Genomic DNA, 25254 nt, shown 5'->3' on the forward strand with positions numbered 1-25254 from the left:
GAATTAATGATTCTGAATTTATAGTTATGAAAAAAATATATTATTTATTACTATTAATTTCTGTCACCTCATTTTCGCAGGAAATCGCATTATTAAAATATAGTGGTGGCGGAGATTGGTACGCTAATCCCACTTCATTGCCTAATTTAATCAAATATTGTAATGCAAATATCAATACAAAAATAAAACTTAAACCCGGAACTGTAGAGCCAGGAAGTCCGGATTTACTTTCCTATCCATTCGTTCATATGACTGGTCATGGAAATGTAGTTTTCAGTGATACTGATGTAATTAATCTCAGAAATTATTTGTTAGCTGGTGGTTTTCTCCATATTGATGATAATTACGGTATGGATCAATACATTAGAAAAGAAATAAAGAAACTATTTCCAAATACTGATTTGGTCGAAATTCCTGCAAATCATGCTATTTTTCAAAAACCCTATGTTTTTGCCAATGGATTACCAAAAATACACGAGCATGATGGAAAACGACCACAAGCTTTTGGAATATTTATAGAAAATAAATTAGTCCTTCTTTATACTTTCGAATGTGACTTAGGTGATGGCTGGGAAGATCCTGAAGTGCATAACGATCCTGCAGATGTTCGCGAAAAAGCACTAAAAATGGGTGCTAATATTATGAATTATATCTTTAATAATTAATATAAATCATGCAGGCTACAACATGCATGAGAAAACAGCAGCAGGAATGTCTTACAAGCTATAAATATTGCCTTGTACGAGCTCGTTAAATAACAAAAAATCATTATATATTCTAATAAATACAGTAACTATATCGTTATAGTTATTTCTTGGATTTTATTTAAAAAAATTTTTTTTATTGAATAATTTGTTATAAAATTGCATTATTATTAACCCAAATCAATTTTTTATAACAAAAACCTATTATTATTATGAAAAAAATTCTTTTAACTGCAACAACATTCTTGATGTTATTCTCATGTCAAAATGACCAAACAGAATCAATAGAAACGAATGCTACTGCACGCCGTTCTTGCGCTTCCCAGGATGTATTAGCGGAACAATTAGCAGCTGATCCTACATTAGCTTTAAGAATGAATCAGATTGAAGCTTTTACACAAAAATCAATGCTAACTAATAAATTAGTAAATGGCAAAGTTGTAATTCCAGTAGTTGTTAATGTATTGTATAAAACTGCAGCAGAAAATATCTCTGACGCTCAAATACAATCTCAAATTGACGTATTAAATAAAGATTTCACTGCTACAAACCCTGACTTCAGTAGTACTCCTGCTGAGTTTGCTGGTGTCGCCGCAAATGTTGGTATTACTTTTGAATTAGTAAAAATCAATAGAAAATCAACTACTAAAACTTCATGGGGAACCAGAGATGCCATGAAAAAAACAAAACAAGGAGGATTAGACCCAACTTCACCTACAACAACTCTTAACTTATGGGCTTGCACAATAGGCGGAGGAATATTAGGTTATGCACAATTCCCTGGTGGTTCATTAGCAACTGATGGAGTTGTCATTGATTCTAATTATTTTGGATTATCTAGTGCTGCAAGCTACCCTTACAATTTAGGTAGAACTGCAAGTCATGAAGTAGGTCATTGGATGAACCTTAGACACATTTGGGGTGATGCATCTTGTGGAGACGATTTAGTTTCTGACACTCCTGTTCACAAAACTTCAAACTTTGGTGTACCAACTTATCCATATGTAAGTACCTGTTTACCAGCTCATAATGAAATGACTATGAACTATATGGATTACACTGACGATAGAGGAATGTTCATGTTCACTAATGGTCAAAAAGCAAGAATGAGTGCTTTATTCGTTTCTGGCGGAGCTAGAGCAGGTTTCGGTATATAATTTTTTTAGATTTTTATAATTTAAGACTCGCTACTTGTTAGCGGGTTTTTTTTTAATATTAAATCAATCCTAACTTTAAAACTATCCTATCATCTGTAACATTTTAGTATTAAAAATTATTATAAATCATTAATACATGCCAAATATTAATCGTAAATTGCTTGTTATTTAAGTGACAAACAATGATTTATAACACAAAAAACTACTATTATGAAAAAAATTATTCTATCCGCAATTGCATTTACAATGCTTTTTTCATGTCAAAATGATCAAACAGAATTAACTTCGGCTACAACAAATGCTATTGTCCAACGAACATGTGCTTCCCAAGATGTATTAGCGGAGCAATTGAAAGCCGATCCAACATTAGTGTTGAGAATGAACCAAATTGAAGATTTTACAAAAAAAGCAATATTAACAAACCGTTTAGTAAATGACAAAGTAGTAATTCCAGTTGTGGTAAATGTATTATACAGAACTGGTGCTGAAAATATACCTGATGCTCAGATACAATCCCAAATTGATGTATTAAATAAAGATTTCACTGCTTCAAACTCTGATTTCAGGGACATTCCGACTGAGTTTTCTGGTGTAGCAGCTAATATAGGTATTACTTTCGAGTTGATAAAAATCAATAGAAAATCAACAACTAAAACATCTTGGGGAACTAAAGATGCCATGAAAAATTCAAAAAGAGGAGGATTAGACCCTACTTCGCCAATTACAACTTTAAATATTTGGGCTTGTAAAATAGGCGGAGGAATCTTAGGATACGCTCAATTCCCTGGTGGCTCATTAGCAACTGACGGAGTTGTAATTGATTCTTTCTATTTTGGTTTATCAAGTGGTGCTAGTTCCCCCTATAATTTAGGAAGAACTGCATCTCACGAAGTTGGCCATTGGATGAATCTACGTCACATTTGGGGAGACGCTTCATGTGGAAACGATTTAGTTGCTGACACCCCTGTTCATAAAACCGCCAACTTTGGTGTCCCAGCATACCCATTTGTAAGCTCTTGTTTACCAGCTCATAATGAAATGACTATGAATTATATGGATTATACTGACGATCGAGGAATGTATATGTTCACTAATGGCCAAAAAGCAAGAATGGCTGCTTTATTTGTTTCTGGTGGAGCAAGAGCCGGTTTCGGTATATAATTTTTAGATTTAGAATATAAAACTCGCTACTTGTTGGCGAGTTTTTTTATCTTTATATCCTAAAAAATATAAATGATTACATCAAGAATTATAGCTAATGGAATTTTAAGAGCAATAAGTACTATCGTTTTAGTCGCTGTAGCACTTTATCTCCTATATCAAATTCAATCTGTGCTGATTTATCTAATAGTTGCATTAATTCTAACATTGATAGGAAATCCTATTTTAGATTTTTTTAAAAGAAGATTAAAATTCAAACATGTATTTGCAACAATTGCGACATTACTGATTTTTGTTCTTATTATAGCTGGATTTATAATGATGTTTATTCCTTTGATTTCATCACAAGGTCAAAATTTATCACTTTTGAACACTGCCGAAATTGAAAAAAACATACTTCAATTGATTAATCAGATATCAACATTTCTCGAAAGTCACCATATTGATTCCGCCAAAATACTTAAGGACAATAATTATGCTTCAAAATTAAATTTCAATTTTATTCCAAATTTTCTAAATGCAATTTTGGGTACAATCAGTAGTTTTGGAGTGGGATTGGCTTCTGTACTTTTTATTACTTTTTTCTTCTTAAAAGACCGGTTGTTATTTAAAAATGGAGCTAAAAAATTAATTCCTGATAGCCACGAAGATCAAATTTTAAATTCTTTAGACAAAATAAATTACTTATTGTCTCGCTATTTTATTGGATTACTACTCCAATTATTTATAGTTTTTATTTTATACTTAATTGTATTACTCATTTTTGGTGCTCCTAATGCAATTATCATCGCCTTTTTATGCGCAGTTTTAAATATCATTCCTTACATCGGTCCATTAATAGCCTCAATATTAGCTGCGGTTTTAACAATGATGAGTAATTTAGGAAATGATTTTCAATCCGAAATTTTACCAACTACAATTTATGTTTTAATTGGTTTCTGGGTTGTTCAAGTCATTGATAATAATTTATCACAGCCCATCATTTTTTCAAAAAGCGTAAGCTCGCATCCATTAGAAATATTTCTTGTGATATTAATTGCTGGTTTCCTTTTTGGAATACTAGGAATGATAGTAGCAGTTCCTTTATATACGATAATAAAAGTAATTGGTAAAGAATTCTTTCCGGAGAACAAAATTATCCAACTATTAACTAAAGACATTTAATTTTGGATTTAATGATTCTAAATCTTGAAATTCAAGAATTTATAGCAAAAAATATTGGCATTCCCATTTCGAAATTAGCGCTTCAAAAAAATCCATTTCCAAATGTGGATTGGATTTCTATTTTGAACCAAATTGAGGCCAAAACAAGAGCAAAGGACAAATTGCCTAATTGGTTTAACACCAAAGATATTATTTATCCAAATAAAATCTCAATAGAGCAAACTTCATCCGAAAAAACAGCTTCCTACAAAGCCTCCATTATTTCAGGTGAAAATTTAATTGATTTGACAGGAGGTTTTGGAGTTGATGATTATTATTTTGCAAAAAAAATAAAAAATGTTGTCCATTGCGAAATCAATCCAGAACTATCTAATCTTGTCAAACACAATTTTGAGCTATTAAACGCTCCTAATATCAGTTGCTATGTGGGAGATAGCTTGGCTACTTTAAAAACTTTAAATACTAAATGGGACTGGATTTATATTGATCCTTCCAGAAGAAATGACGCCAAAGGGAAAGTATTCATGCTCAAAGATTGCTTGCCTAATGTTCCTGAAAATCTGGACTTTTATTTCAATAATTCGAATGCTATTTTGATAAAAACGGCTCCTCTACTTGATATTTCAGCAGGATTATTGGAATTACAAAATGTCAAAACGATTCATATAGTAGCGCTCGAAAATGAAGTAAAAGAACTATTATGGGAAGTACACAAAGGCTATTCTGGAACTGTAAACATAAAAACAATTAATCTTTTAAAAGATAAAAACGAAACATTCGACTTTATTTTGGATGACCAAACTAAATTTCCGGTCTTTAGTTTACCACAAAAGTATTTGTATGAGCCCAATAGTGCTATAATGAAATCAGGTGGGTTTGATGAAGTGAGTTCATTTTACAACCTAAACAAACTACATAAACATTCCCATTTATACACCTCTTCTAATTTAATTTCCTTTCCGGGAAGAGTTTTTGAAATTCAAAATGCAGTTCCTTACAGCAAAACGGAAATGAAAATGTATTTAGAAAATACCAAAGCCAATATTACAACCCGAAATTTTCCCGACAGTGTAGAAAGCATTCGAAAAAAATGGAAAATAAAAGACGGTGGAAATGTATATTGTTTTTTTACGACAGATGAAAATAATCATAAAATAGTTTTAATTTGCACCAAAATAAAATAAAAATGAAATCTATAATTACTAGCCTACTATTCTTATTCAGCCTCAGCTTATTTGCTCAAAAAACATGTGATTATAGCGTAAACGTAACCGATTCTATAGGAACATACAAAGCAACAAAGGAATACATGATTAACGAGAAAAATTTTGCCGGAAATTCCAGTTATATTTTCTATTCATTAGCCTTAACAGATGGCTTGCCAACACTAAATGTGCAGTTGATTCAAAAAAGCAAGGAATTCATTAAAGCAAATTGCTTTGATAAAAACTCAAAATTATTTTTACAATTAAATAATGGAAAAATAATAACATTGCTACATATCGATCAAGAGAATTGTGGAACGATGCTTCGTGATGATAAAAGCTTTGACAATAGAATCATTTCAGGTCAATTTATGTTTATGAAAGATAGTTTTGCAGAATTAAAAAGCTCTCCAGTTTCGATGATGAGAATCAAATATTTAACGGATACTGAAGATTATGTTCTTAAAAAAGAATTTAAATCAGAGTTAAACGATGAGATTTACCAACCTGAAACCTATTTCATGAATACGATACGTTGTATAGAATAAATTAGTTGCAATCCCACTTGGCATTAGAAATACTATCTTTCAAAGCGGATTTTAAATTGTAATGCCACCATTCTGAATCAAAGGAATTAAACCCTTTTTGGATCATTATTTTTTTTAGCAATCCCCTATTTTGTTTAATTTCTTGAGATACGTTTAAATAATTGTGACTGGCTTCGATTCCAAAATAATCAAAAGAAGTTCCCATATCTAGTTCTTTTCCATTTTTATCAACTAGCGTAATATCTACTGCTCCTCCTCTATTGTGAATGGAACCTTTAGCAGGATTGGCTACATATTCCGGATTCGGAACAATTTTCCACATTCTTTTTTGAATATCTAAAGGACGGTAGCAATCAAAAATTTTGATTTTATACCCTTTCTTCATAAATTTTTTATTCGCTTCAACCAGTGCATTAACGGTTTTTAACCGTAAAAAGCATGCTGCACAATCATACACTTTTTCTTTTAGGAAATTATCAGGAGTTGCATACTTCATATCATAGACAAAATTCTGACTATAGTCTTTTAAATTTACAAATGTAGTATCATTAATAATTGGACCCTTTTTATCTTCAGTAGCAGAGATAGCTGATTGCGATTTACAGGAAACAATCCAGAAAAGAGAACAAAAGATTAGAAATGGTTTAAAACAAAAAGTCATAAATGCTATTTTTTTATAAAAATATAATAATTAAAGGAATTTTCAGTACATCTAAAAACAAAAAACCGATATTAATTAAAGTATCTGTTTAAGTACAAGATTCGAATCTTTTAATCGAATATTTAAAACTATTAGCTGATTATTTTAAAGAATAAAGATAAGATTTAATACACACTTAATTATTTGAATCATAGCATAACTTGTCCTGCTTTTTTGTTTGTATATCCAGTGTTCATTTTTTATTTAGTACATCTGATTTAGATATAATTATAACTATTAAGCTTGCAGTTTTTCACCAATTGTCTTTGGATTCAACAACTTGTAAGCTATTTTTGGTAAAAAACGATTCAATAAATAAATGGCTTTTGTATCACCAACACGAATGGTGTATTTATCATTTTTTAATCCTTTTATCAAAGCATTTATAAGCACATCTGGTGTAATAGATTTACGATCCATTCCTTCTGCCATTTTGGTTGACACAAGCGGAGGTAATAATTCAAATACCTTTACGCTGCTTCGAATAATTTGCAAATGATCTCTTAGTGCTACAGTATAAAAGCGCACCGCAGCCTTAGAAGCGGAATAAGTTGGCACTAGGTTAGCCGGCATATAACTTAAGATAGAACTTGTATTGATAATGGCTGTTTCTTTTCTGGATTTCAGCATATCTATAAAGTGATCATTCAAAAGAATAACACCTAAATAGTTAGTATTCATTTCAGCAGCAGCTTTTTCAAAATGTTTTGCATTGCTGATACCTAAATTATCCAAACCATTCATAACTCCGGCATTATTATATAAGATGTCAATACCTCCTAGCTGGTTTATCTGGTTGTATAAAGCAACAGCAGCATCTTGATTTGACGCATCGCTTTTAATAGTGATAATAGACGGATAATTTTTTTTTGCTAAATCCAATTTTGCTTGATCTCTTCCTGTTATAATTACCTTACAACCCTCCTCTAGAAATCGTTTGGCTGCCTCTAATCCGATACCCGCAGATCCGCCGGTAATCAAAATTGTTTTTCCTTTTAATTCCATAATTTTTTTATTTATAATTTTATATTTATATTTGCTTGCGAAATGCAAGTACAAATATATAAATATTTACTTTTAAAATGCAAGTGATTTAAATTATATTTTATGAAAAATCAAAAAAAGAGATCAGACTGTCCTGTAAGTTATTCTCTTGAAGCCTTTGGTGATAAGTGGTCACTGCTGATTGTAAGGGATTTATTAATGAAAAAAGAATGTACTTATGGAGATTTTGCTAAGGCTGAAGAGAAAATAGCGACCAATATTTTAGCCGCAAGACTTCTTTCGTTAGAAGAAAATGGCATTATTCAAAAATTAGAACATCCTGACAGCAAAGCAAAAGTCTTATACCGCTTAACTCAAAAGGGAATTGATTTAGTTCCGATACTAGTTGAAATTAACTTATGGGCAGAAAAGTATACTGAAATACCAGATTGCAGAAAAGAAATACTGTCAAAAAGGCATACTAACAAGGCAGAATTTATTAAAAATACAATTAAAGATCTTAAAAAATAATTTTAACACTTATGGTTTATCAAGCCAGTTATACTAGATACTAGATCTTAGATAATAGTAAAAAATATTAAAGGATTCGAATCCGTAATCTCAATAAAGGTTTATCAATCAATGGCTTGATCCAATAAAAATGCATTATTTTTTCGAACAAAAAAAACCTCATAATCAATAGTTTATAAGTTTTTTTTTTGTGAACTTAATGGTACAAAATTCCAACCTTCTACTCGAAGATTTAAAGCTTTTGAGTGATTTATTTCAAACATTATAATATTTAAAAAATATTAAATTTCACTCTTAACTTTCTCTTTAAATTTATGATAGTATATCTATTTCCATATTAATAAAATTATCAACTCTAGTCTCTCTTTTTTCAAGACGGATAATTATATTTGATTAACTTTGATATATGAGTGTTAGTACACCGATATCTTTCACAACAAAGAAAAAACGGAAATCGATTTCAAAATTTTTCAAGTAACGAACAATTAGTACAATAGGTATTATTATTTCAAAAACACTTAATGCGTATATTTGTGTAAACCACAGGAACCCTTCCATAAAGGAAGGGTACTGGCAATCGACAACCACAAATATTTAAAACGTATTGTTACGAAAGCCTTCCTACATAATAGTGAATGGAGTATCGCTGATATTGCGTATATACTTGGCTTTGAATACACAACATATTTTAACAGTTTTTTCAAAAAAATGACTGGACCAAATACAAAATCATTAGATAAATCCTTTACCTGTCACTGATGCTGAAAGAGCCTATAGTTTATCTTGATAACAATGCCACTACACAACTTGACAAACGTGTATTGCTGGCTATGCTTCCTTATTTCACAGAATATTATGCTAACGTTACCAGTAGTCACCTTTTCGGCTTATCCGTAGGTGAAGTAGTTGATTTTGCCAGACAGCAGGTTGCTGATTTAATAGGTGCAAAGCCTAGAGAAATTACATTTACTTCGGGCGCTAGTGAAGCAATTAATTTAGCCATTAAAGGATTAATACATCATAACAACAAGCATATTATTACCGCCTTAACCGAGCATAAAGCGGTATTAGACACCTGCGCATATATGGAACTTTGCGGTTTTGAAGTTACATATATGCCTGTAAATAAAGATGGCTTCATAAATTTAGAAGCGCTAGAAGCCGCTATCAGGATTGACACATTACTGGTTTGCATTATGCTAGCCAACAACGAAACTGGTCTCTTACAACCAATCAAGCAAATAAGTAGTCTTGCCCATACAAAAGGAGCGCTTTTTATGACCGATGCTACGCAGGCAGTTGGGAAACTACCTATTGATGTTTCAGAATTAGGCATTGATATGATGCCGCTTTCCGCGCATAAATTTTACGGACCAAAAGGAATTGGGGCATTATATGTTTCTTCAACAGCCAAAATAAAATTAGACTCGCAAATACATGGAGGTGGACAAGAACGTAAAATGCGTAGCGGTACGCTTAATGTTCCTGGAATCATAGGATTGGGAAAGGCCTGCGAAATAGCATCATTAGAAATGCAAGGAGATAACGTACGAATTACTGCTTTAAGAAACCATATTGAATATGAACTTTTAAAAATTGAAGATGCTTTTGTAAATGGAAATAGTGAAGATAGAAGATTATACAACACCACCAACATTTGTTTCCCTGAGGCAAATTCTGAAAAATTGATATTAGGTTTGCAAAACATTGCCGTTTCCAGCGGTTCGGCTTGTTCTGCTATTACAACTGAACCGTCATACGTTTTAAAAGAACTGGGGTTAACTGATGCAGATGCGCTGAGCTCCATACGTTTTAGCCTGGGCAAGTTTACCACAGAAGAAGAAATCAATATTGTCATTAAAAAAGTAACTGAACTTGTTGCAACATTAAGACAGAATAATCATTAAGAGGGTCGCTAATGGCAGCTATTCGTTTTTGGGTTTACTATCGGCTACAGTCTCTTGAATGATTTGTTTTTGCTTATTTTAAAACTATCGTTATTGGTTAATAAGATTATTGTAATCGTCTATAGTATCAATATCTACAGCACCTTTTTCGAAAGGGATAGATACAACATCTTCTTTATAACGTTGAAGCAGTTTTTTAGCACCTTCATTCCCTTTAAGATTTACAAGTTCAACGAAATAACTACTACTGAACAATACAGGTGTACCTAAAGTATCGGAATAGGCTGAGGCCACGATACCCTTTCCGGTTTTATTGTGTTTCTCAATCAAATCTTTAAATAGGGCTACCATAATATAGGGCTGATCGCATACAGTAAAAATACAAAATTCTATATTTGGTTTAAGTATACGCAATCTATCTAATCCAATAGCGATTGATGATGCCATACCCGCTTCCCAATTCGAATTATGAACAGCTTTAACCAAAAGAGAATCAAACTCTTTATATACAAGATCTTTATACGCACCTGTTACAACTAATACAAAGCTATTTGGTAATAAATTTGCCTGTATTATTGTATTCCGCAATAAGGTGTTACCATTATATTGCAGTAATTGCTTGGGTTTTCCTAATCGTGAAGAATTACCTGCTGCCAGAAGTATAATGCCAAAAGCCTGTTCCATATTATTCTCTAATAGTTATCATGCTTCGGTTTTTTAAAGTGGTAATCGTAAACTCAATGGTATCATATTTCCTTTGTTAAGCTACCGTTGTAGCTGTGTGTATTTTTCCTTCTTTATATTTTAATGATATACCCTGCTTACCGCTCATAACTGATTTAATTTCAGACACTAAAGCTACCGCAATTTCTTCTGATGTTTCTGCGCCAATATCCAATCCAACAGGTCCATAAATACTACTAAGCAGCTTTTTCGTAAGTAGGATACCACCGTCATTTAAATCGGCTAACATACGGTTAAGCTTTGTTTTAGGACCAAGAATACCTATATACTTACAATCTGTTTGCACTAATAATTTGAGCATAGTCAGATCATATTTGTAGTTATGGGTCATCATAACAAAAAAAGTTCTGTCATCCATTACTATATTGCCCATCACTTCCTCTGGTTTGGCAATATAAACAGCATTTGCCTTTGGAAATCTTTTGGCGATAGCATGGGTAGCACGGCCATCGACAACAATAGTTTCCCATCCTAGAATTGATGCCATTTCCACAATTGGCTTTACATCATTACCAGCACCACATAGTACTAACAATACTGGTGGAGCAATGTATTCTATCAATGCTTCATAAGAAGCATTTTTAACCTCAACTTTTTTTATTATTGAAGTCTTATCATGTAACACTTTTTTACTCTCGGCGGCTAATATAGCATAAGGATAATCAACCTTAATTTTTGTATTAACTCTGTCAAACAAAACAGTACCGGGTTGTACAGATTGCCTGTTTTGAGAAAAAAGTGTAATTATAACAGCATCTTTTCGTTCTTTTTCTAACTGTTGTAAAAAATATATGGGATTATTGTCTTTAGCAGAATCTACATATTCAAAAAGAATATGTACTATACCGTTACAACCAAGCTGAACACCAAAGTCAACATCATCCTCATTACTTGTATCATAGGTAATAAGCTTATTTTGTTGCTGATTGATTGCAATTAATGCTTTGCGCAGTGCATCGCCTTCAAGGCAGCCACCACTAATAGCACCAGTTAATTCGCCGTCTTCAGTTACAAGCATCCGTGCTCCAGGCTGCCTGTATGAGGAGCCCTCAACTTTTACCACTGTTGCAAGAGCAGTTTTTTTACCTGCTTCAGCAGCTAAATAATAGGCTCTTAGTATATCTTTGATTTCTTTCATATTAAACTGCTGGCTCTAAAACAAAATACAACTAAGCAGGAAGCCTTTATTTTATAAAAATATCACGATAATTGAACTATACCTCATCTAAATTAAAAGGAAGTTTTCTAATTCTTTTTCCTGTCAAATCAAAAATTGCATTGGTCAGTGCTGGTGCAAAAGGAGGCAAAGCAGGCTCTCCTACACCTCCGGCATCTGCATCATTTTCAATTATATGTACTTCCATTTCAGGCATATCATATATACGTGGCATGTTGTATTCGTAAAAATTCTTTTTATCTGCTACCCCATCGGTAAAGGTCATCTCATGAAATACTGATGCTCCGAGTCCCATTATGATGGAACCTTCTATTTGAGCTTGAATAATATCAGGGTTTACGTACCAACCACAATCCATTACTGCCCATACCTTATCTATTTTTACACCGCCGCCTTGCTTTGCAGAAACTTTTACAATCTGCCCAACAGTGCTGTCAAAACACTCTGTTATGGCTACTCCAAAACCTTCATTTTTCTTTCTGGATTTCCATCCTGAAACTTCTTCTAACTTATCAATAAGTTTTTGAAGTCGCTCTTCTTTTAAATATTTTCTTCTAAAATCTAACGGATCTTTTCCTGCTTCATGCGCCATTTCATCCATAAAACTCTCATAAGCAAAACCATTAGTAGATGCGTAAACAGACCTCCACCAAAGTACTGGTATAGGTGTTTCAAACGGAATATCAGAAAAACTTATATTTTTAATCGATTCAAAATAAGGAGCTAAAAAACCTTCTGTAGTACTTCCGTTAGGTTTTCCTCTTTTTTCAGACATCCAGTGATCGATGTTTTGCCCTGCCATTCGGAATTTAATTGCAGCAATTTCACCATTTTCTATCACCCCTTCTCCTCTATAAGAAATTCCTGGTCTAAAAGGTCCCTGCGTTGCATCATCCTCTCTTGACCAAACTACCTGCACTGGCCCATTTATCTCTTTTGAGATTACAACGGCTTCATGACAAAAGTCAGTAAATGCTTTTCTTCCAAATCCACCACCTAAAAAGGTCATATTCACTATTACTGACTCTAAAGGCAATCCGAAACTTTTGCTTACACTTTCTTGCATCCAATCTGGTGCCTGTAAAGGACCCCAGATTTCAATTTTATTTCCTTGATAATGCGCTATGCAATTTACCGGTTCCATTGCATAATGCGATTGGTAAGGCGTCTCATAAACTACATCTATTTTTTTCACAGCCGAACCAATAATTTTATCGGGATCTCCTTCTTTTTTAAAAATCAATCCTTCTTCTTTTTGCAGTAATTCTAACTTTCGTTTAGCTATTTCTGGAGAACTTAAATGTTCAAATCCGCTATCATCCCAAACAACTCTAAGTGCTTTTTTACCTTGTAAAGCAGCCCAGCTGTTATCTGCTACAACAGCAATCCCATCTCTTAAAGTGTTATGAACTTGCATTTGTATCCTAAATACTTTTTTAACGCCCGCAATCTTTAAAGTTTGTGTATCATCATAACTGACTAACTTTCCTCTTAGTCTTGGATTACGTTCTACTGCAGCAAAAAGCATTCCTTCAATCCTTTTATCAAGTCCGAATATAGCAGCTCCATTGGTCTTTAAATGCGTATCTATGCGACGAAGTCCTTTACCGATTAGTTTATAATCTGAACGCTTTTTTAGTTTTACATCCTTTGGAGTAGGCAGTTTAGATGCTTTCTCAGCCAATTCACCATAATGTAAACTCTTTCCTGATTGTTTATGAATGATGTGACCTGATTGCGCGAAACACTCCGTCGCCGAAACAGACCAAACATCAGCTGCTGCAGTTATTAGCATTTCTCTGGCAGTGGCACTAAGCTTCAAAAGATTTTTATAAGAACCTCGTATTGTAGAGCTACCACCGGTTATCTGACCACCATATTTTTTACTTCCCTGAGCAAATATTACATTAATATCTTTTAAATCAACTTCAAGTTCTTCTGCAATAATCTGAGGTACTGAGTGATAGGAACCTTGTCCCATCTCTGCACGATGATCTACCAAAGTTACTTTTCCACTTTCCTCAATAATGATCCAAGCATTCAACTCTACTTTATTGAGTGCAGCAAATTCTGGATTTACTATACTTGCTGAAGCACCTTCACTACTAAAAATACCTAGATAGAAGGCGGTTCCTCCTATACCAGCTAATTTAAGAAAACCTCTGCGTGACACATTTGGAAGTATATTTGATTCTGACATGATTTTTTCAGTATTTGAGTGTAACTTTCATTGTTATTTAGCTGGTGCATAGGCACCGTTTTTAATCCAGATAATCCAAGCTTTCTTAAATTCGCTGTGACTCAGTGGAGGCTCTGAATGTCCTTCTGCTGGTTTCCATCCCGAGAGTACTAGTCCATCATCAGCGTGAGCTAGAAGTTGCTTCATACTTTTATTCCCATTTTGTTTTCGATCTACAAGCTGCTTGGCAAGAGCATGAGCAGATCTTCCCTCAAAAATCATTTTCATATTAGCTGGAGGCAAATGCCAGTCTGGGTTTCCTGGAGGCGCATGTGGTCCAGATGTATTCTCTAGCTGATGACAATTAGCACACTTCATGGCATAAAGCCCCTTACCGTCTACTCCTCTTTTAGGAAACATCTTATGAATATGACTGTCATCACCCTGAAGCGGAATATCTCCTATCGGATGGCAATTGACACACCTTGGACTCATAAGCACAGAATAAACTTTCTCAAAAGCTTTTACAGAGACTAAACTATCCTTCTTTACAATTGATTTTGCAATAGTTGTGTATGCATCATTCGAATAGTATCTTTTACTAAAACTAAATGCGACTATTGAAATCAGCATTAAGAACAAAGCAGCAATTTTTACAGCTCTATTTCTAACAATATTTGTCATCTTTTGTGAATACCAATTTTTCATCATAGTGAATTATTCAAAAGTTGTATGAATTTATAATCTTTATTATCTACTAGGATTTGTTTTCAGAATTGCGTTGTATTTCGGCCGCTATGTGTATCGCTTTTCGAATTCTTGGATACGTCCCGCAACGACATATATTACCAGCCATTGCGTTATCTATATCTTCATCTGTAGGGTTCATGTTTTCTCGAAGCAGCACTGCTGCCGACATTATTTGTCCAGAGTGACAATAACCACACTGCGGGACATCAATATTCTGCCATGCCTGTTGTAGAGGATGATCGTTATTTACTGACAAGCCTTCGATTGTAGTAATCTTTTTACCCTCGGCGCGACTTACTTTTGTAACACAAGAACGCACAGCTTCTCCATCAAGATGCACAACACAAGCACCGCATTGAGCAACACCACAACCATACTTTGTTCCCGTTAATTGAAGAATATCACGTAACGCCCAAAGTAGTGGCATATCTCCGCTAATATCACAATCATGGGATTTATTATTTACATTTAATTTAATCATTTTTAAATTAATTTATTTGTTTATTTAAAATTAAGCATAAATCCTTTAGGATAAAATTTATGAGATAAAATTAACATAACTGGCTCAAATAAAATTACTGAATTCAAACTATTATTAAGATAATCAAACATAAACAATTAAAACAACTGCGTTGGGTGTATTCCCTTTGGTTCTTTTATATTATTATTATTATTATTATTATTATTATTATCGTATTAGCATGGGATTTAAGTTGTCAAATAAAAAATGAGAGCTGTAAAAGCAGTGATATACCATGACAGGTATACCCCCGTCAACTTATAGGTAAAAATGAAAATTGTAGCGAAATTTCTAAGTTTAGGATACTTGTTTGAAATTATTTTGATGGAGAGAGTCTTCTAAAAAAAGATAAATAATTAAGATCTTAAATATTATGCAAATGATATTTTCACAAACAAACAAAATGGCTTAAAACAAAAAAAACCCACTAAAAACAGTGGGTTTTGTTGTGAAGGCAGAAGGATTCGAACCTTCGACCGCCTGCTTAGAAGGCAGGTGCTCTATCCAGCTGAGCTATGCCTCCATTGCTCGTGTAAAAAAAATCTAGTCGGGGTGGCAGGATTCGAACCTGCGGCCTCCTGCTCCCAAAGCAGGCGCGATAACCGAGCTACGCTACACCCCGAAGCACAAAAATATTAAGCGGAGGGACAGGGACTCGAACCCTGGCACCGATTACTCGATGACAGTTTAGCAAACTGCTCCATTACCACTCTGGCACCCCTCCAAGCTCAAAGAAACGTGTCCTGTTTTGCGGTTGCAAATTTAAGACATCTTTAGACTTCTCACAACTATTTCAGGTCTTTTTTTTAATATTTTTTGTCATTTTCACAAAAACACTTCACAATCAAACATATAGAATAAAAATAAATTTAAAAAAAGATAATGACTTAATCTAAATTTGAAATTGTTCAAAAAAGGTTAAATTTGCTTCATAAACCAACATTTTATAAGTTATGAACAAAAGAGTTGTTATCGTTTCTGCCGTTAGGACACCTATCGGAAGTTTTATGGGGGGATTATCTACAGTTACTGCTCCAAGATTAGGTGCAGTAGCGATTAAAGGCGCATTGGAAAAAATAAATTTAGATCCAAATTTAATTGACGAAGTATTTATGGGCAATGTAGTTCAAGCTGGCACAGGACAAGCTCCTGCTCGTCAAGCAGCGCTATTTGCTGGTTTACCAAATACCGTTGCCTGTACCACAATAAATAAAGTTTGTGCTTCTGGAATGAAAGCTGTAATGTTGGGAGCGCAAGCAATCCAATGCGGTGATGCCGAAATTGTAGTAGCCGGAGGAATGGAGAACATGAGTTTAATTCCACATTATATGCATTTGAGAAACGGAACTAAATTTGGTCCCGCAACCATGATTGACGGAATGCAGAAAGATGGACTGACTGACGCATACGATAACAGCGCTATGGGAGTGTGTGCTGACTTATGTGCCGCAGAATATAAATTTACCCGTGAAGATCAAGATAACTTCGCAATTCAATCGTATGAGCGTAGTGCAAAAGCATGGGATTCTGGGAAATTTGACAATGAAGTTGTTCCCGTTTCCGTTCCACAAAGAAAAGGAGAGCCTATCATAGTCTCTAAAGACGAAGAATACACTAATGTAAAATTAGATAAAATACCATCATTAAGTCCTGTTTTTACCAAAGACGGAACCGTAACCGCAGCCAATGCATCTACTATAAATGATGGCGCAGCAGCAGTAATATTAATGAGTGAAGAAAAAGCGATCGCTTTAGGTCTAAAACCGCTAGCTTACATTAATGGCTACGCTGATGCAGCACAGGAACCAAAATGGTTCACCACTACTCCATCTAAAGCAATTCCTAAAGCTCTAGAAAAAGCAGGAATAGCAATTGGCGATGTTGATTATTTTGAATTTAATGAAGCTTTTGCCGTTGTGGGTTTAGCAAATTCAAAAATTCTTGGACTAGATGACAGCAAAGTAAATATAAACGGTGGTGCTGTATCTCTAGGACATCCATTAGGTTGTTCCGGAGCAAGAATCATTGTTACTTTAATAAATGTTTTAGAACAAAATAACGGTAAATTTGGAGCTGCTGCAATTTGTAATGGCGGTGGCGGTGCTTCGGCAATTGTTATTGAAAGAGCCTAAAATAATTACAAGTTATGGGTTATGAGTTTTGAAACTTATAACCCATAATTATTAACTCATAAATTGACTTAAATGTTCGGAATCTGTAATCTAGCCATAATCCCACTTCGCTTTGAACCCAGTGACAGAAGCGAAATTGTTTCTCAAGTTTTATTTGGCGAACATTTTGAAATTTTGGAACAATTGAAACAATGGTCCCGAATCAAAATGCAATATGATGATTACGAAGGCTGGGTAGATTCTAAACAATACCAATTGATTTCCGAAACTAGTTTTAATCAACTGTCTGAAGACGCAATCATTTTGAATGCTGATTTAATAGAATACATTACGGCGCCAAATAATATATTAATCCCAATTCCATTAGGTTCATCAGTATCATTTTTAAATTACAATGAAATCAACACTTCAAATTTTGATTTTGAAGGAACTAAAATTAGTGGTATAAAGCCTAAAGAAGGTTTGATCAATACTGCCTTTTTGTATCTAAATGCTCCTTATCTGTGGGGAGGAAAAACACCATTTGGTATTGATTGTTCCGGTTTTACACAAATGGTTTATAAACTCAACGGATACAAATTATTACGCGATGCGTCACAACAAGCAACTCAAGGTGAGCCTTTGAGTTTTATTGAAGAAAGTGAGCCTGGGGATTTAGCTTTCTTTGACAACGACGAAGGCAAAATTATTCATGTTGGAATCATCATGGAAGACAACTATATCATTCACGCCAGTGGAAAAATACGGATTGACAGATTAGATCATCTTGGTATTTACAATCCCGAAACAAACAAGCATACACACAAACTTCGGGTCATTAAAAAAATTATATAAAAAAACCTATCTCGAAATTAATTCTTGATAGGTTTTTTTTAATCTTCTTAAAAAGAATTATTACATTTTAGCTTTCAATGCTTTTTTCTTCTCAGTCATTTCTAATGCACCATAAACATTCAACAAAGTAGCTTTAACTTCTTTATTTGATGGATCTAATTCACTTGCTTTTTCCAAAAATGGTAAAGCATCCACAAATACTGCTTCTCTTTGTTTTTTAAGAACCAAATAACGCTTATTATCTTTTTCTGAGTTTCCTAATTTATTCATTTCCTCAAAAAGTTTTTTGTCAGCATCCAGTTTTAAAATTGCTAAATTAAGATAAGCATTTACATAATCTGGTTTTATTTCAATAGCTCTCTTATAATATTTCTCAGCTTCAACGTTATTATTGGCAGTTGTACTTATCACTCCTAGATTAAAAATTAAATCTGCATCATTAGGATTTTTTTCTAATACTTCAGAAATTAATTTTTTATAAGTAACATAATCTTTAGTCTCTAAATATAAATTAGCTTCTGTCAAAATCAATGAAGTATCATCCGGATTTGCAACTCTGGCCTCAGCCATAGCTTTTTTAGCTTCTTCAGTTTTTCCATTTTGAACTAAAATTAAAGCCATATTTTTATATATTTCTCCTCTTTTTGATGGGATAGCCTCAGTTCTTGGTTTTTCATGAGTTCCAAGTTTCACCATTCTGTCTCTTTCTTGAGCTGTAGCATAAACATCCTCTTCACCAGACAATTTATTCACTGCAAAATAACTCGTTCCTTTTCCAGAATAGTTTAAGTTTTTCAACTCATCGTATAATTTAAGCGCTGTTTCATATTCTTTAGCATTAACATAGGTAGAAGCCGCATAATATAAATTAATAGTATCCTTTTTATCTAACAAATAAGCATCATATAATTTTTTAGCACTATCTGCGTGTTTATCAATTTTAGAATCTGCAATCGCATTATTGATCAATTTAAATTTTATCTGCGTAATTGACGTAGCTGCTTGCGAAGAAAATTTAACTTTTCCTGAAGCTTGTTCAACAGCAATTAAATCTTGGTACGCTTTTGCAGCAAGTGAAAGATTCGTATTGATGTCAACATTCTTATTTGCTAAGTCTAGCAAAGCATTTCCTTTAATAAAGAAAAATTGTGCTTTCTCTACATCAGTGGCATTAGTAATCAAAGATTCAGCACCTTGCAGAATTGTTGCAGCTTCTTGAGAGTTTCCACCTTTCATTGCTTTTTCTGCAGCTTTAATTTGATCTTTTTGAGCAAAAGTAGCTACTGATATCAATAATGCTGATGCAAGTATTACATATTTACTTTTCATAATATTCTTGGTTTTTATTTAATAATTGTTCTTTTTTATATTCTTATTTTAAGCTTCATCATCAGAATCTTCGTCTTCAGAATCATCTTCAGACTCTTCGTCCTCTTCAGACTCATCATCATCATCATCTTCCTCTGTCCCTTCGTCTTCAAGTACTTCTAAAACTGGCTTAACTCTTTCAATTGTTTCAGTTTCAATAATATTGCCTTCTTCATCAACAACAACTTCAGCCACATCGTCTTTCATTACTTTTGTAACTGCTGCAATAGAATCGTTTCCTTTAATGTTAATCAACTTCACTCCTTGCGTAGCACGTCCCATAACCCTTAAATCTTCGACAGCCATTCTGATAGTCAATCCCGATTTATTGATAATCATTAAATCATCAGCATCAGTAACCGCATTTATCGAAATCAGCTTACCTGTTTTTTCGGTAATATTTAAGGTTTTAACTCCCTTACCACCACGATTTGTAATTCTGTATTCGTCAAGACTAGAACGTTTTCCGTATCCGTTTTCAGCAACAACTAGAATTTCGCTGCTCATATCATTTACAGTAACCATGCCAATAACTTCATCAGTATCATCTTTAAGGGTAATCCCACGAACTCCCGAAGCTGTTCTTCCCATTGGACGGGTTTTAGTTTCTTCAAAACGAACTAATTTACCAGATTTCACAGCCAAAATAATTTGACTTTCTCCATTGGTTAATTTTGCTTCCAATAATTCATCCCCTTCTTTAATTGTAATTGCAGCAACTCCATTAACTCTAGGCTTAGAATATTTCTCTAAAGATGTTTTCTTAACCTGACCTTTTTTAGTCACCATAATCAAATTATGGCTTTTGATGTATTCCTGGTCTTTTAAATCTTGGGTGCAGATAAATGCTTTTACTTTATCATCGCTTTCAATATTCACCAAGTTTTGGATTGCTCTACCTTTAGCAGTTTTACTTCCTTCCGGTATTTCATAAACACGCATCCAGAAACATTTTCCTTTTTGGGTAAAGAACATCATATATTGGTGATTCGTTGCAACAAACATGTGTTCTAAGAAATCTTGGTCTCTTGTTCCGGCACTTTTTTGACCAACTCCTCCTCTATTTTGAGTTTTGTATTCTGTAAGATTGGTACGTTTAATATAACCTGCATGAGAAATTGTAATTACCACATTTTCATCCGCAATTAAATCCTCAATACTTACATCTCCACCAGAATATTCAATTATAGAACGACGCTCATCTCCATATTTATCACGAATCTCAGTCAATTCTTCTTTAATCAAAGCAATTCTCAAGTTTACATCTGCTAATAAAGCTTTCAAATGCTCTATTAACTTCATGATTTCATCGTATTCTGTTCTTAGCTTATCTTGTTCCAGACCTGTTAATTGTCGCAAACGCATTTCAACAATAGCACGAGATTGAATATCTGATAAATTGAATCTTTCGATTAATTTTTCTCTTGCTTCTTCGGTACTTTTTGAAGCTTTGATTAAAGCAATTACTTCATCAATATTATCCGAAGCGATAATCAAACCTTCTAATATATGTGCTCTTGCTTCCGCTTTTTTCAATTCAAATTGCGTTCTGCGAGTTACCACATCATGACGGTGTTCGATAAAATAATGAATCAAATCTTTCAGATTCAACATTTGCGGACGCCCTTTTACAATGGCAATATTGTTTACACTAAACGAAGATTGTAATTGTGTAAACTTATAAAGTGTATTCAAAACCACGTTTGGTGTCGCATCACGTTTTAAAATATAAACGATACGCATCCCGTTTCTATCCGATTCATCTCGGATATTTGCAATTCCATCAATTTTTTTGTCATTGACCAAATCAGCAGTACGCTTGATCATATCAGCTTTATTGACTTGATAAGGAATTTCGGTAACGATAATACATTCTCTTCCGTCTACTTCTTCAAAACCTACTTTAGCACGCATTACAATACGCCCTCTACCGGTTTTGAATGCTTCACGAACGCCTTCATACCCATATATTATACCACCAGTAGGAAAATCTGGTGCTTTGATATGTGTCATCAACTCGTCAACTTCAATATCGTTATTATCCATATAAGCCAATGTGCCATTAATCACCTCCGTTAAGTTGTGAGGCGGCATATTGGTAGCCATACCTACTGCGATCCCCGTAGCCCCATTTATCAATAAGGTAGGAACACGAGTTGGCATAACTGTTGGCTCTTGTAATGTATCATCAAAATTTAATTTAAAATCAACCGTTTCTTTATCAATATCCGCCAAGATTTCTTCCGAAATCCTACGCATTCTAGCCTCTGTATAACGCATCGCTGCAGGACTATCGCCATCTACAGACCCAAAATTACCCTGACCATCAATCAATAAATAACGCATACTCCACTCTTGTGCCATACGAACCATAGCATCATAAACAGAGGTATCACCGTGCGGGTGATACTTTCCAAGAACTTCCCCGACAATTCTTGCAGACTTTTTATGGGCAGATCTGGAGTTAACCCCTAAATCATGCATTCCAAATAATACTCTTCGATGTACTGGTTTCAAGCCATCTCTAACATCTGGAAGTGCTCTGGATACAATTACGGACATCGAATAATCGATGTAAGCAGTTTTCATTTCATCTTCAATGTTAATAGGAATTAACTTTTCTCCTTCAGACATAAGTTGTTATATTAAAAAATTATATTAGTTTCAAAACGTGCCAATATACACCTTTTTGAAATTTTTGAACCTATTTTAACGGACTTATTTCAATGATTTATTAACAAATTAATCTTCAATTTTAGTTAATAAATTAAGGGAAATTTAACTTCAATATTATTATTATTTTTGTCTATTAGCTGACAGTAGTAGTTAAGGGAATGATTTTTGTTTTTCAATTACTAATTCACTAAATTTACGATATCAATTATATATTATGGATGATAATTTTTCACCAAGAGTAAAAGATGTTATTACCTACAGCAAAGAAGAAGCTTTGCGACTAGGTCATGACTTCATAGGAACTGAACACTTGATGCTGGGTATTTTAAGAGATGGAAATGGAAAAGCAATTCAAATACTGAATAACCTATCTGTCGACTTAGACCACTTACGACGGAAAGTAGAAATCCTAAGCCCCGCAAGTCCAAGTGTAGACGTTAATGTTGAAAAGAAAAACTTACACTTGACACGCCAGGCAGAACGAGCGTTGAAAACCACTTTTCTTGAAGCAAAAGTATTTCATAGTTCGTCAATCAGTACAGCGCATTTACTGTTATGTATTTTAAGAAATGAAAACGATCCCACAACCAAGCTACTCAATAAACTTAAAATTGATTATGACGTAGCTAAAGAACAATATTTAAATATGACTCCAAGCGAAGAAGAATTTTTAGAAAACTTGCCAAGAAACGAATCGTATAATGATGATTCAGGACAAGATGACAGTCTTAAAGAAGGCACTTTTAATAATCCTGCCAATAAATCAAATAAGAAATCCAAAACACCTGTTTTAGATAATTTTGGAAGGGATTTAACTGAAATGGCCGAAGAAGGAAAGTTAGATCCTGTTGTAGGACGCGAAAAAGAAATCGAACGTGTTTCTCAAATTTTGAGCCGTCGTAAAAAGAACAATCCACTACTTATAGGGGAACCTGGAGTGGGAAAATCAGCTATTGCTGAAGGATTAGCTTTGCGAATTATTCAAAAGAAAGTGTCACGAATCCTTTTCAACAAACGCGTTGTAACATTAGATTTAGCGAGCCTTGTCGCTGGAACAAAATACCGTGGACAGTTTGAAGAGCGTATGAAAGCAGTGATGAACGAATTAGAAAAGAATGATGATATTATTCTTTTTATAGATGAAATTCATACCATTGTTGGAGCTGGTGGCGCAACAGGTTCACTAGATGCATCTAACATGTTCAAACCTGCATTAGCAAGAGGCGAAATTCAATGTATTGGTGCTACAACACTAGATGAATACCGTCAATATATTGAGAAAGATGGTGCATTAGAAAGACGTTTTCAAAAAATAATTGTAGAACCAACATCTGTTGCTGAAACCATTACAATTTTGAATAATATCAAAAACAAATACGAAGACCATCATAACGTTACCTATTCTCAAGAAGCGATTGAAGCTTGTGTCAAATTAACGGACAGATACATGTCGGAACGTTTCTTACCAGACAAAGCTATTGATGCATTAGATGAAGCAGGTTCAAGAGTTCACATTACCAACATTGAAGTTCCAAAAGAGATTTTAGATTTGGAACGTCAATTAGAAGATGTTCGAGAATTGAAAAATGTTGTTGTTAAAAAACAAAAATACGAAGAGGCCGCCAAGCTTCGTGATGACGAAAAAAAGATTGAAAAAGATTTAGCAATAGCGCAGGAACAATGGGAAGAAGATGCTAAAAACAATCGAATTGAAGTTACCGAAGATAATGTAGCCGATGTAGTTTCTATGATGACTGGAATTCCGGTAAATCGTATTGCTCAAACAGAAAGTAATAAATTAGCCAAATTACCAGAATTAATCGAAGGAAAGGTTATTGGACAAAGAGAAGCAGTAATGAAAATTTCTCGTTCTATCCAAAGAAATCGTGCCGGATTAAAAGATCCAAACCGACCAATTGGTTCTTTTATCTTCTTAGGACAAACTGGAGTTGGTAAAACCCAATTAGCAAAAGTTTTGGCAAAAGAATTATTCGATTCTGAAGATGCATTGATCCGTATCGACATGAGTGAATACATGGAGAAATTTGCAATCTCTCGTTTAGTTGGAGCGCCTCCGGGATATGTAGGATATGAAGAAGGTGGACAATTAACAGAAAAAGTACGAAGAAAACCATATTGTGTTGTACTATTGGATGAGATCGAAAAAGCGCATCCTGATGTTTTCAATATGTTATTACAAGTGCTGGACGATGGTTATTTAACGGATAGTTTAGGTCGAAAAATTGACTTCAAAAACACTATAATTATTATGACTTCAAATGTAGGAGCCAGACAATTAAAAGATTTTGGTCAAGGTGTTGGTTTTGGTACAGCCGCTAAAGTAGCTCAAGCCGATGATAATTCGAAAAGTATCATTGAAAATGCATTGAAAAAAACTTTTGCACCTGAATTTCTTAATAGGATTGACGATGTAATTGTGTTCAATGCTTTAGAAAAACATGATATTGATTTGATTATCGAAATCGAATTGAAAAAATTATATGCTCGTGTTGCTGAATTAGGGTATCAATTAAATCTTTCTGATAAAGCCAAAGCTTTTATCGCTGATAAAGGATTTGACAGACAATTTGGCGCAAGACCATTGAAAAGAGCTATTCAGAAATATGTTGAAGATGCACTTGCTGAAGAAATTATCACTTCAAAAATTGCTTCTGGAGACGAAATTTTCATGGATATTGAAGACGGAGCCCAAGAACTAACTGTACAAGTTCATAAAGCTGGAGAACCAACGAATCCATAAATTCTTCTAAAATTACACGAAATAGACCCGTTACGTTTTTATAACATAACGG

At 33.8% G+C, this 25254-nt stretch carries 20 protein-coding genes and 3 tRNA genes; 11 read left to right on the forward strand and 12 right to left on the reverse strand.

The window, feature by feature from the left end:
• The first annotated feature begins 26 nt into the window (after nt 1-26).
• The 6 genes from ACNQGG_RS12085 (at nt 27) to ACNQGG_RS12110 (ending at nt 5939) form a co-directional block, all read left to right on the forward strand.
• The gene (locus ACNQGG_RS12085) at nt 27-665 is read left to right on the forward strand and encodes a DUF4159 domain-containing protein (protein WP_417964307.1); all 639 of its coding nucleotides are present in this window, start codon (nt 27-29) and stop codon (nt 663-665) included.
• A 251-nt stretch (nt 666-916) separates the two neighbouring features.
• On the forward strand, nt 917-1861 hold the full coding sequence (locus tag ACNQGG_RS12090; RefSeq protein WP_417964309.1) for a zinc metalloprotease: 945 nt from the start codon (nt 917-919) through the stop codon (nt 1859-1861).
• 210 nt (nt 1862-2071) lie between these two features.
• Nucleotides 2072-3022: a zinc metalloprotease gene (locus tag ACNQGG_RS12095; protein WP_417964311.1), complete on the forward strand. Its 951-nt coding sequence runs from the start codon at nt 2072-2074 to the stop codon at nt 3020-3022.
• Nucleotides 3023-3094: 72 nt separating this feature from the next.
• Complete coding sequence (locus ACNQGG_RS12100) at nt 3095-4186, forward strand: AI-2E family transporter (RefSeq protein ID WP_417964313.1); 1092 nt, start codon at nt 3095-3097, stop codon at nt 4184-4186.
• 2 nt (nt 4187-4188) lie between these two features.
• Nucleotides 4189-5370: a class I SAM-dependent methyltransferase gene (locus ACNQGG_RS12105; protein ID WP_417964315.1), complete on the forward strand. Its 1182-nt coding sequence runs from the start codon at nt 4189-4191 to the stop codon at nt 5368-5370.
• Nucleotides 5371-5372: 2 nt separating this feature from the next.
• Complete coding sequence (locus tag ACNQGG_RS12110; protein ID WP_417964317.1) at nt 5373-5939, forward strand: hypothetical protein; 567 nt, start codon at nt 5373-5375, stop codon at nt 5937-5939.
• 1 nt (nt 5940) lies between these two features.
• Here ACNQGG_RS12110 and ACNQGG_RS12115 read toward each other — a convergent pair whose 3' ends face one another.
• Both ACNQGG_RS12115 and ACNQGG_RS12120 read right to left on the reverse strand, forming a co-directional pair.
• Nucleotides 5941-6600, reverse strand: coding sequence for a M15 family metallopeptidase (locus ACNQGG_RS12115; RefSeq protein ID WP_417964319.1), 660 nt, complete (start codon nt 6598-6600; stop codon nt 5941-5943).
• Nucleotides 6601-6876: 276 nt separating this feature from the next.
• Complete coding sequence (locus ACNQGG_RS12120; RefSeq protein WP_417964321.1) at nt 6877-7644, reverse strand: SDR family oxidoreductase; 768 nt, start codon at nt 7642-7644, stop codon at nt 6877-6879.
• A 102-nt stretch (nt 7645-7746) separates the two neighbouring features.
• Between ACNQGG_RS12120 and ACNQGG_RS12125 the strand changes: the two genes are divergently transcribed.
• Both ACNQGG_RS12125 and ACNQGG_RS12130 read left to right on the forward strand, forming a co-directional pair.
• Complete coding sequence (locus ACNQGG_RS12125; protein ID WP_417964323.1) at nt 7747-8154, forward strand: winged helix-turn-helix transcriptional regulator; 408 nt, start codon at nt 7747-7749, stop codon at nt 8152-8154.
• A gap of 758 nt (nt 8155-8912) precedes the next feature.
• Nucleotides 8913-10061 (forward strand): cysteine desulfurase family protein, encoded by a 1149-nt coding sequence (locus tag ACNQGG_RS12130; protein ID WP_417964325.1) that lies wholly within the window; start codon nt 8913-8915, stop codon nt 10059-10061.
• A 90-nt stretch (nt 10062-10151) separates the two neighbouring features.
• On the opposite strand, the gene ACNQGG_RS12135 is transcribed toward ACNQGG_RS12130, so the two are convergent.
• From ACNQGG_RS12135 to ACNQGG_RS12170, 8 genes are all read right to left on the reverse strand, one after another.
• Nucleotides 10152-10745, reverse strand: coding sequence for a nucleotidyltransferase family protein (locus ACNQGG_RS12135; protein WP_417964327.1), 594 nt, complete (start codon nt 10743-10745; stop codon nt 10152-10154).
• A 76-nt stretch (nt 10746-10821) separates the two neighbouring features.
• A complete protein-coding gene (locus ACNQGG_RS12140) occupies nt 10822-11943 on the reverse strand; it encodes an XdhC family protein (RefSeq protein ID WP_417964329.1) in 1122 nt (373 codons plus the stop codon).
• A 76-nt stretch (nt 11944-12019) separates the two neighbouring features.
• Nucleotides 12020-14182 carry a xanthine dehydrogenase family protein molybdopterin-binding subunit gene (locus tag ACNQGG_RS12145; RefSeq protein WP_417964331.1) on the reverse strand — a complete coding sequence of 721 codons (2163 nt, stop codon included), beginning with the start codon at nt 14180-14182 and terminating at the stop codon, nt 12020-12022.
• A 33-nt stretch (nt 14183-14215) separates the two neighbouring features.
• A complete protein-coding gene (locus ACNQGG_RS12150) occupies nt 14216-14656 on the reverse strand; it encodes a c-type cytochrome (protein WP_417964333.1) in 441 nt (146 codons plus the stop codon).
• A gap of 262 nt (nt 14657-14918) precedes the next feature.
• Complete coding sequence (locus tag ACNQGG_RS12155) at nt 14919-15392, reverse strand: (2Fe-2S)-binding protein (RefSeq protein ID WP_417964334.1); 474 nt, start codon at nt 15390-15392, stop codon at nt 14919-14921.
• A gap of 488 nt (nt 15393-15880) precedes the next feature.
• Nucleotides 15881-15954, reverse strand: a tRNA-Arg gene (locus ACNQGG_RS12160).
• 24 nt (nt 15955-15978) lie between these two features.
• Nucleotides 15979-16053 (reverse strand) — tRNA-Pro (locus ACNQGG_RS12165).
• An 18-nt stretch (nt 16054-16071) separates the two neighbouring features.
• Nucleotides 16072-16155 (reverse strand) — tRNA-Ser (locus tag ACNQGG_RS12170).
• A 229-nt stretch (nt 16156-16384) separates the two neighbouring features.
• Between ACNQGG_RS12170 and ACNQGG_RS12175 the strand changes: the two genes are divergently transcribed.
• Nucleotides 16385-17563: an acetyl-CoA C-acyltransferase gene (locus tag ACNQGG_RS12175; protein WP_417964336.1), complete on the forward strand. Its 1179-nt coding sequence runs from the start codon at nt 16385-16387 to the stop codon at nt 17561-17563.
• A gap of 72 nt (nt 17564-17635) precedes the next feature.
• Nucleotides 17636-18397, forward strand: a complete 762-nt coding sequence (locus tag ACNQGG_RS12180) for a C40 family peptidase (protein ID WP_417964338.1) — start codon at nt 17636-17638, stop codon at nt 18395-18397.
• Nucleotides 18398-18457: 60 nt separating this feature from the next.
• On the opposite strand, the gene ACNQGG_RS12185 is transcribed toward ACNQGG_RS12180, so the two are convergent.
• Both ACNQGG_RS12185 and gyrA read right to left on the reverse strand, forming a co-directional pair.
• Nucleotides 18458-19726, reverse strand: a complete 1269-nt coding sequence (locus ACNQGG_RS12185) for a tetratricopeptide repeat protein (protein ID WP_417964340.1) — start codon at nt 19724-19726, stop codon at nt 18458-18460.
• Between the two features lie 48 nt (nt 19727-19774).
• Nucleotides 19775-22399 (reverse strand): DNA gyrase subunit A, encoded by a 2625-nt coding sequence (gyrA, locus tag ACNQGG_RS12190; protein ID WP_417964342.1) that lies wholly within the window; start codon nt 22397-22399, stop codon nt 19775-19777.
• A gap of 256 nt (nt 22400-22655) precedes the next feature.
• Here gyrA and ACNQGG_RS12195 point away from each other — a divergent pair, with 256 nt between their 5' ends.
• The gene (locus tag ACNQGG_RS12195; protein ID WP_417964344.1) at nt 22656-25202 is read left to right on the forward strand and encodes an ATP-dependent Clp protease ATP-binding subunit; all 2547 of its coding nucleotides are present in this window, start codon (nt 22656-22658) and stop codon (nt 25200-25202) included.
• Nucleotides 25203-25254 lie beyond the last annotated feature (52 nt).

It is taken from the genome of Flavobacterium esculini (assembly GCF_048284325.1).
GTDB lineage: Bacteria > Bacteroidota > Bacteroidia > Flavobacteriales > Flavobacteriaceae > Flavobacterium.

Excerpts from the sequence above, each read along its gene's own strand:
- ACNQGG_RS12085 (WP_417964307.1), top strand. The coding sequence starts at position 27 with ATGAAAAAAATATATTATTTATTACTATTAATTTCTGTCACCTCATTT.
- ACNQGG_RS12090 (WP_417964309.1), top strand. The coding sequence starts at position 917 with ATGAAAAAAATTCTTTTAACTGCAACAACATTCTTGATGTTATTCTCA.
- ACNQGG_RS12095 (WP_417964311.1), top strand. The coding sequence starts at position 2,072 with ATGAAAAAAATTATTCTATCCGCAATTGCATTTACAATGCTTTTTTCA.
- ACNQGG_RS12100 (WP_417964313.1), top strand. The coding sequence starts at position 3,095 with ATGATTACATCAAGAATTATAGCTAATGGAATTTTAAGAGCAATAAGT.
- ACNQGG_RS12110 (WP_417964317.1), top strand. The coding sequence starts at position 5,373 with ATGAAATCTATAATTACTAGCCTACTATTCTTATTCAGCCTCAGCTTA.
- ACNQGG_RS12115 (WP_417964319.1), bottom strand. The coding sequence starts at position 6,600 with ATGACTTTTTGTTTTAAACCATTTCTAATCTTTTGTTCTCTTTTCTGG.
- ACNQGG_RS12120 (WP_417964321.1), bottom strand. The coding sequence starts at position 7,644 with ATGGAATTAAAAGGAAAAACAATTTTGATTACCGGCGGATCTGCGGGT.
- ACNQGG_RS12125 (WP_417964323.1), top strand. The coding sequence starts at position 7,747 with ATGAAAAATCAAAAAAAGAGATCAGACTGTCCTGTAAGTTATTCTCTT.
- ACNQGG_RS12130 (WP_417964325.1), top strand. The coding sequence starts at position 8,913 with ATGCTGAAAGAGCCTATAGTTTATCTTGATAACAATGCCACTACACAA.
- ACNQGG_RS12135 (WP_417964327.1), bottom strand. The coding sequence starts at position 10,745 with ATGGAACAGGCTTTTGGCATTATACTTCTGGCAGCAGGTAATTCTTCA.
- ACNQGG_RS12140 (WP_417964329.1), bottom strand. The coding sequence starts at position 11,943 with ATGAAAGAAATCAAAGATATACTAAGAGCCTATTATTTAGCTGCTGAA.
- ACNQGG_RS12145 (WP_417964331.1), bottom strand. The coding sequence starts at position 14,182 with ATGTCAGAATCAAATATACTTCCAAATGTGTCACGCAGAGGTTTTCTT.
- ACNQGG_RS12150 (WP_417964333.1), bottom strand. The coding sequence starts at position 14,656 with ATGAGTCCAAGGTGTGTCAATTGCCATCCGATAGGAGATATTCCGCTT.
- ACNQGG_RS12155 (WP_417964334.1), bottom strand. The coding sequence starts at position 15,392 with ATGATTAAATTAAATGTAAATAATAAATCCCATGATTGTGATATTAGC.
- ACNQGG_RS12175 (WP_417964336.1), top strand. The coding sequence starts at position 16,385 with ATGAACAAAAGAGTTGTTATCGTTTCTGCCGTTAGGACACCTATCGGA.
- ACNQGG_RS12180 (WP_417964338.1), top strand. The coding sequence starts at position 17,636 with ATGTTCGGAATCTGTAATCTAGCCATAATCCCACTTCGCTTTGAACCC.
- ACNQGG_RS12185 (WP_417964340.1), bottom strand. The coding sequence starts at position 19,726 with ATGAAAAGTAAATATGTAATACTTGCATCAGCATTATTGATATCAGTA.
- gyrA (WP_417964342.1), bottom strand. The coding sequence starts at position 22,399 with ATGTCTGAAGGAGAAAAGTTAATTCCTATTAACATTGAAGATGAAATG.
- ACNQGG_RS12195 (WP_417964344.1), top strand. The coding sequence starts at position 22,656 with ATGGATGATAATTTTTCACCAAGAGTAAAAGATGTTATTACCTACAGC.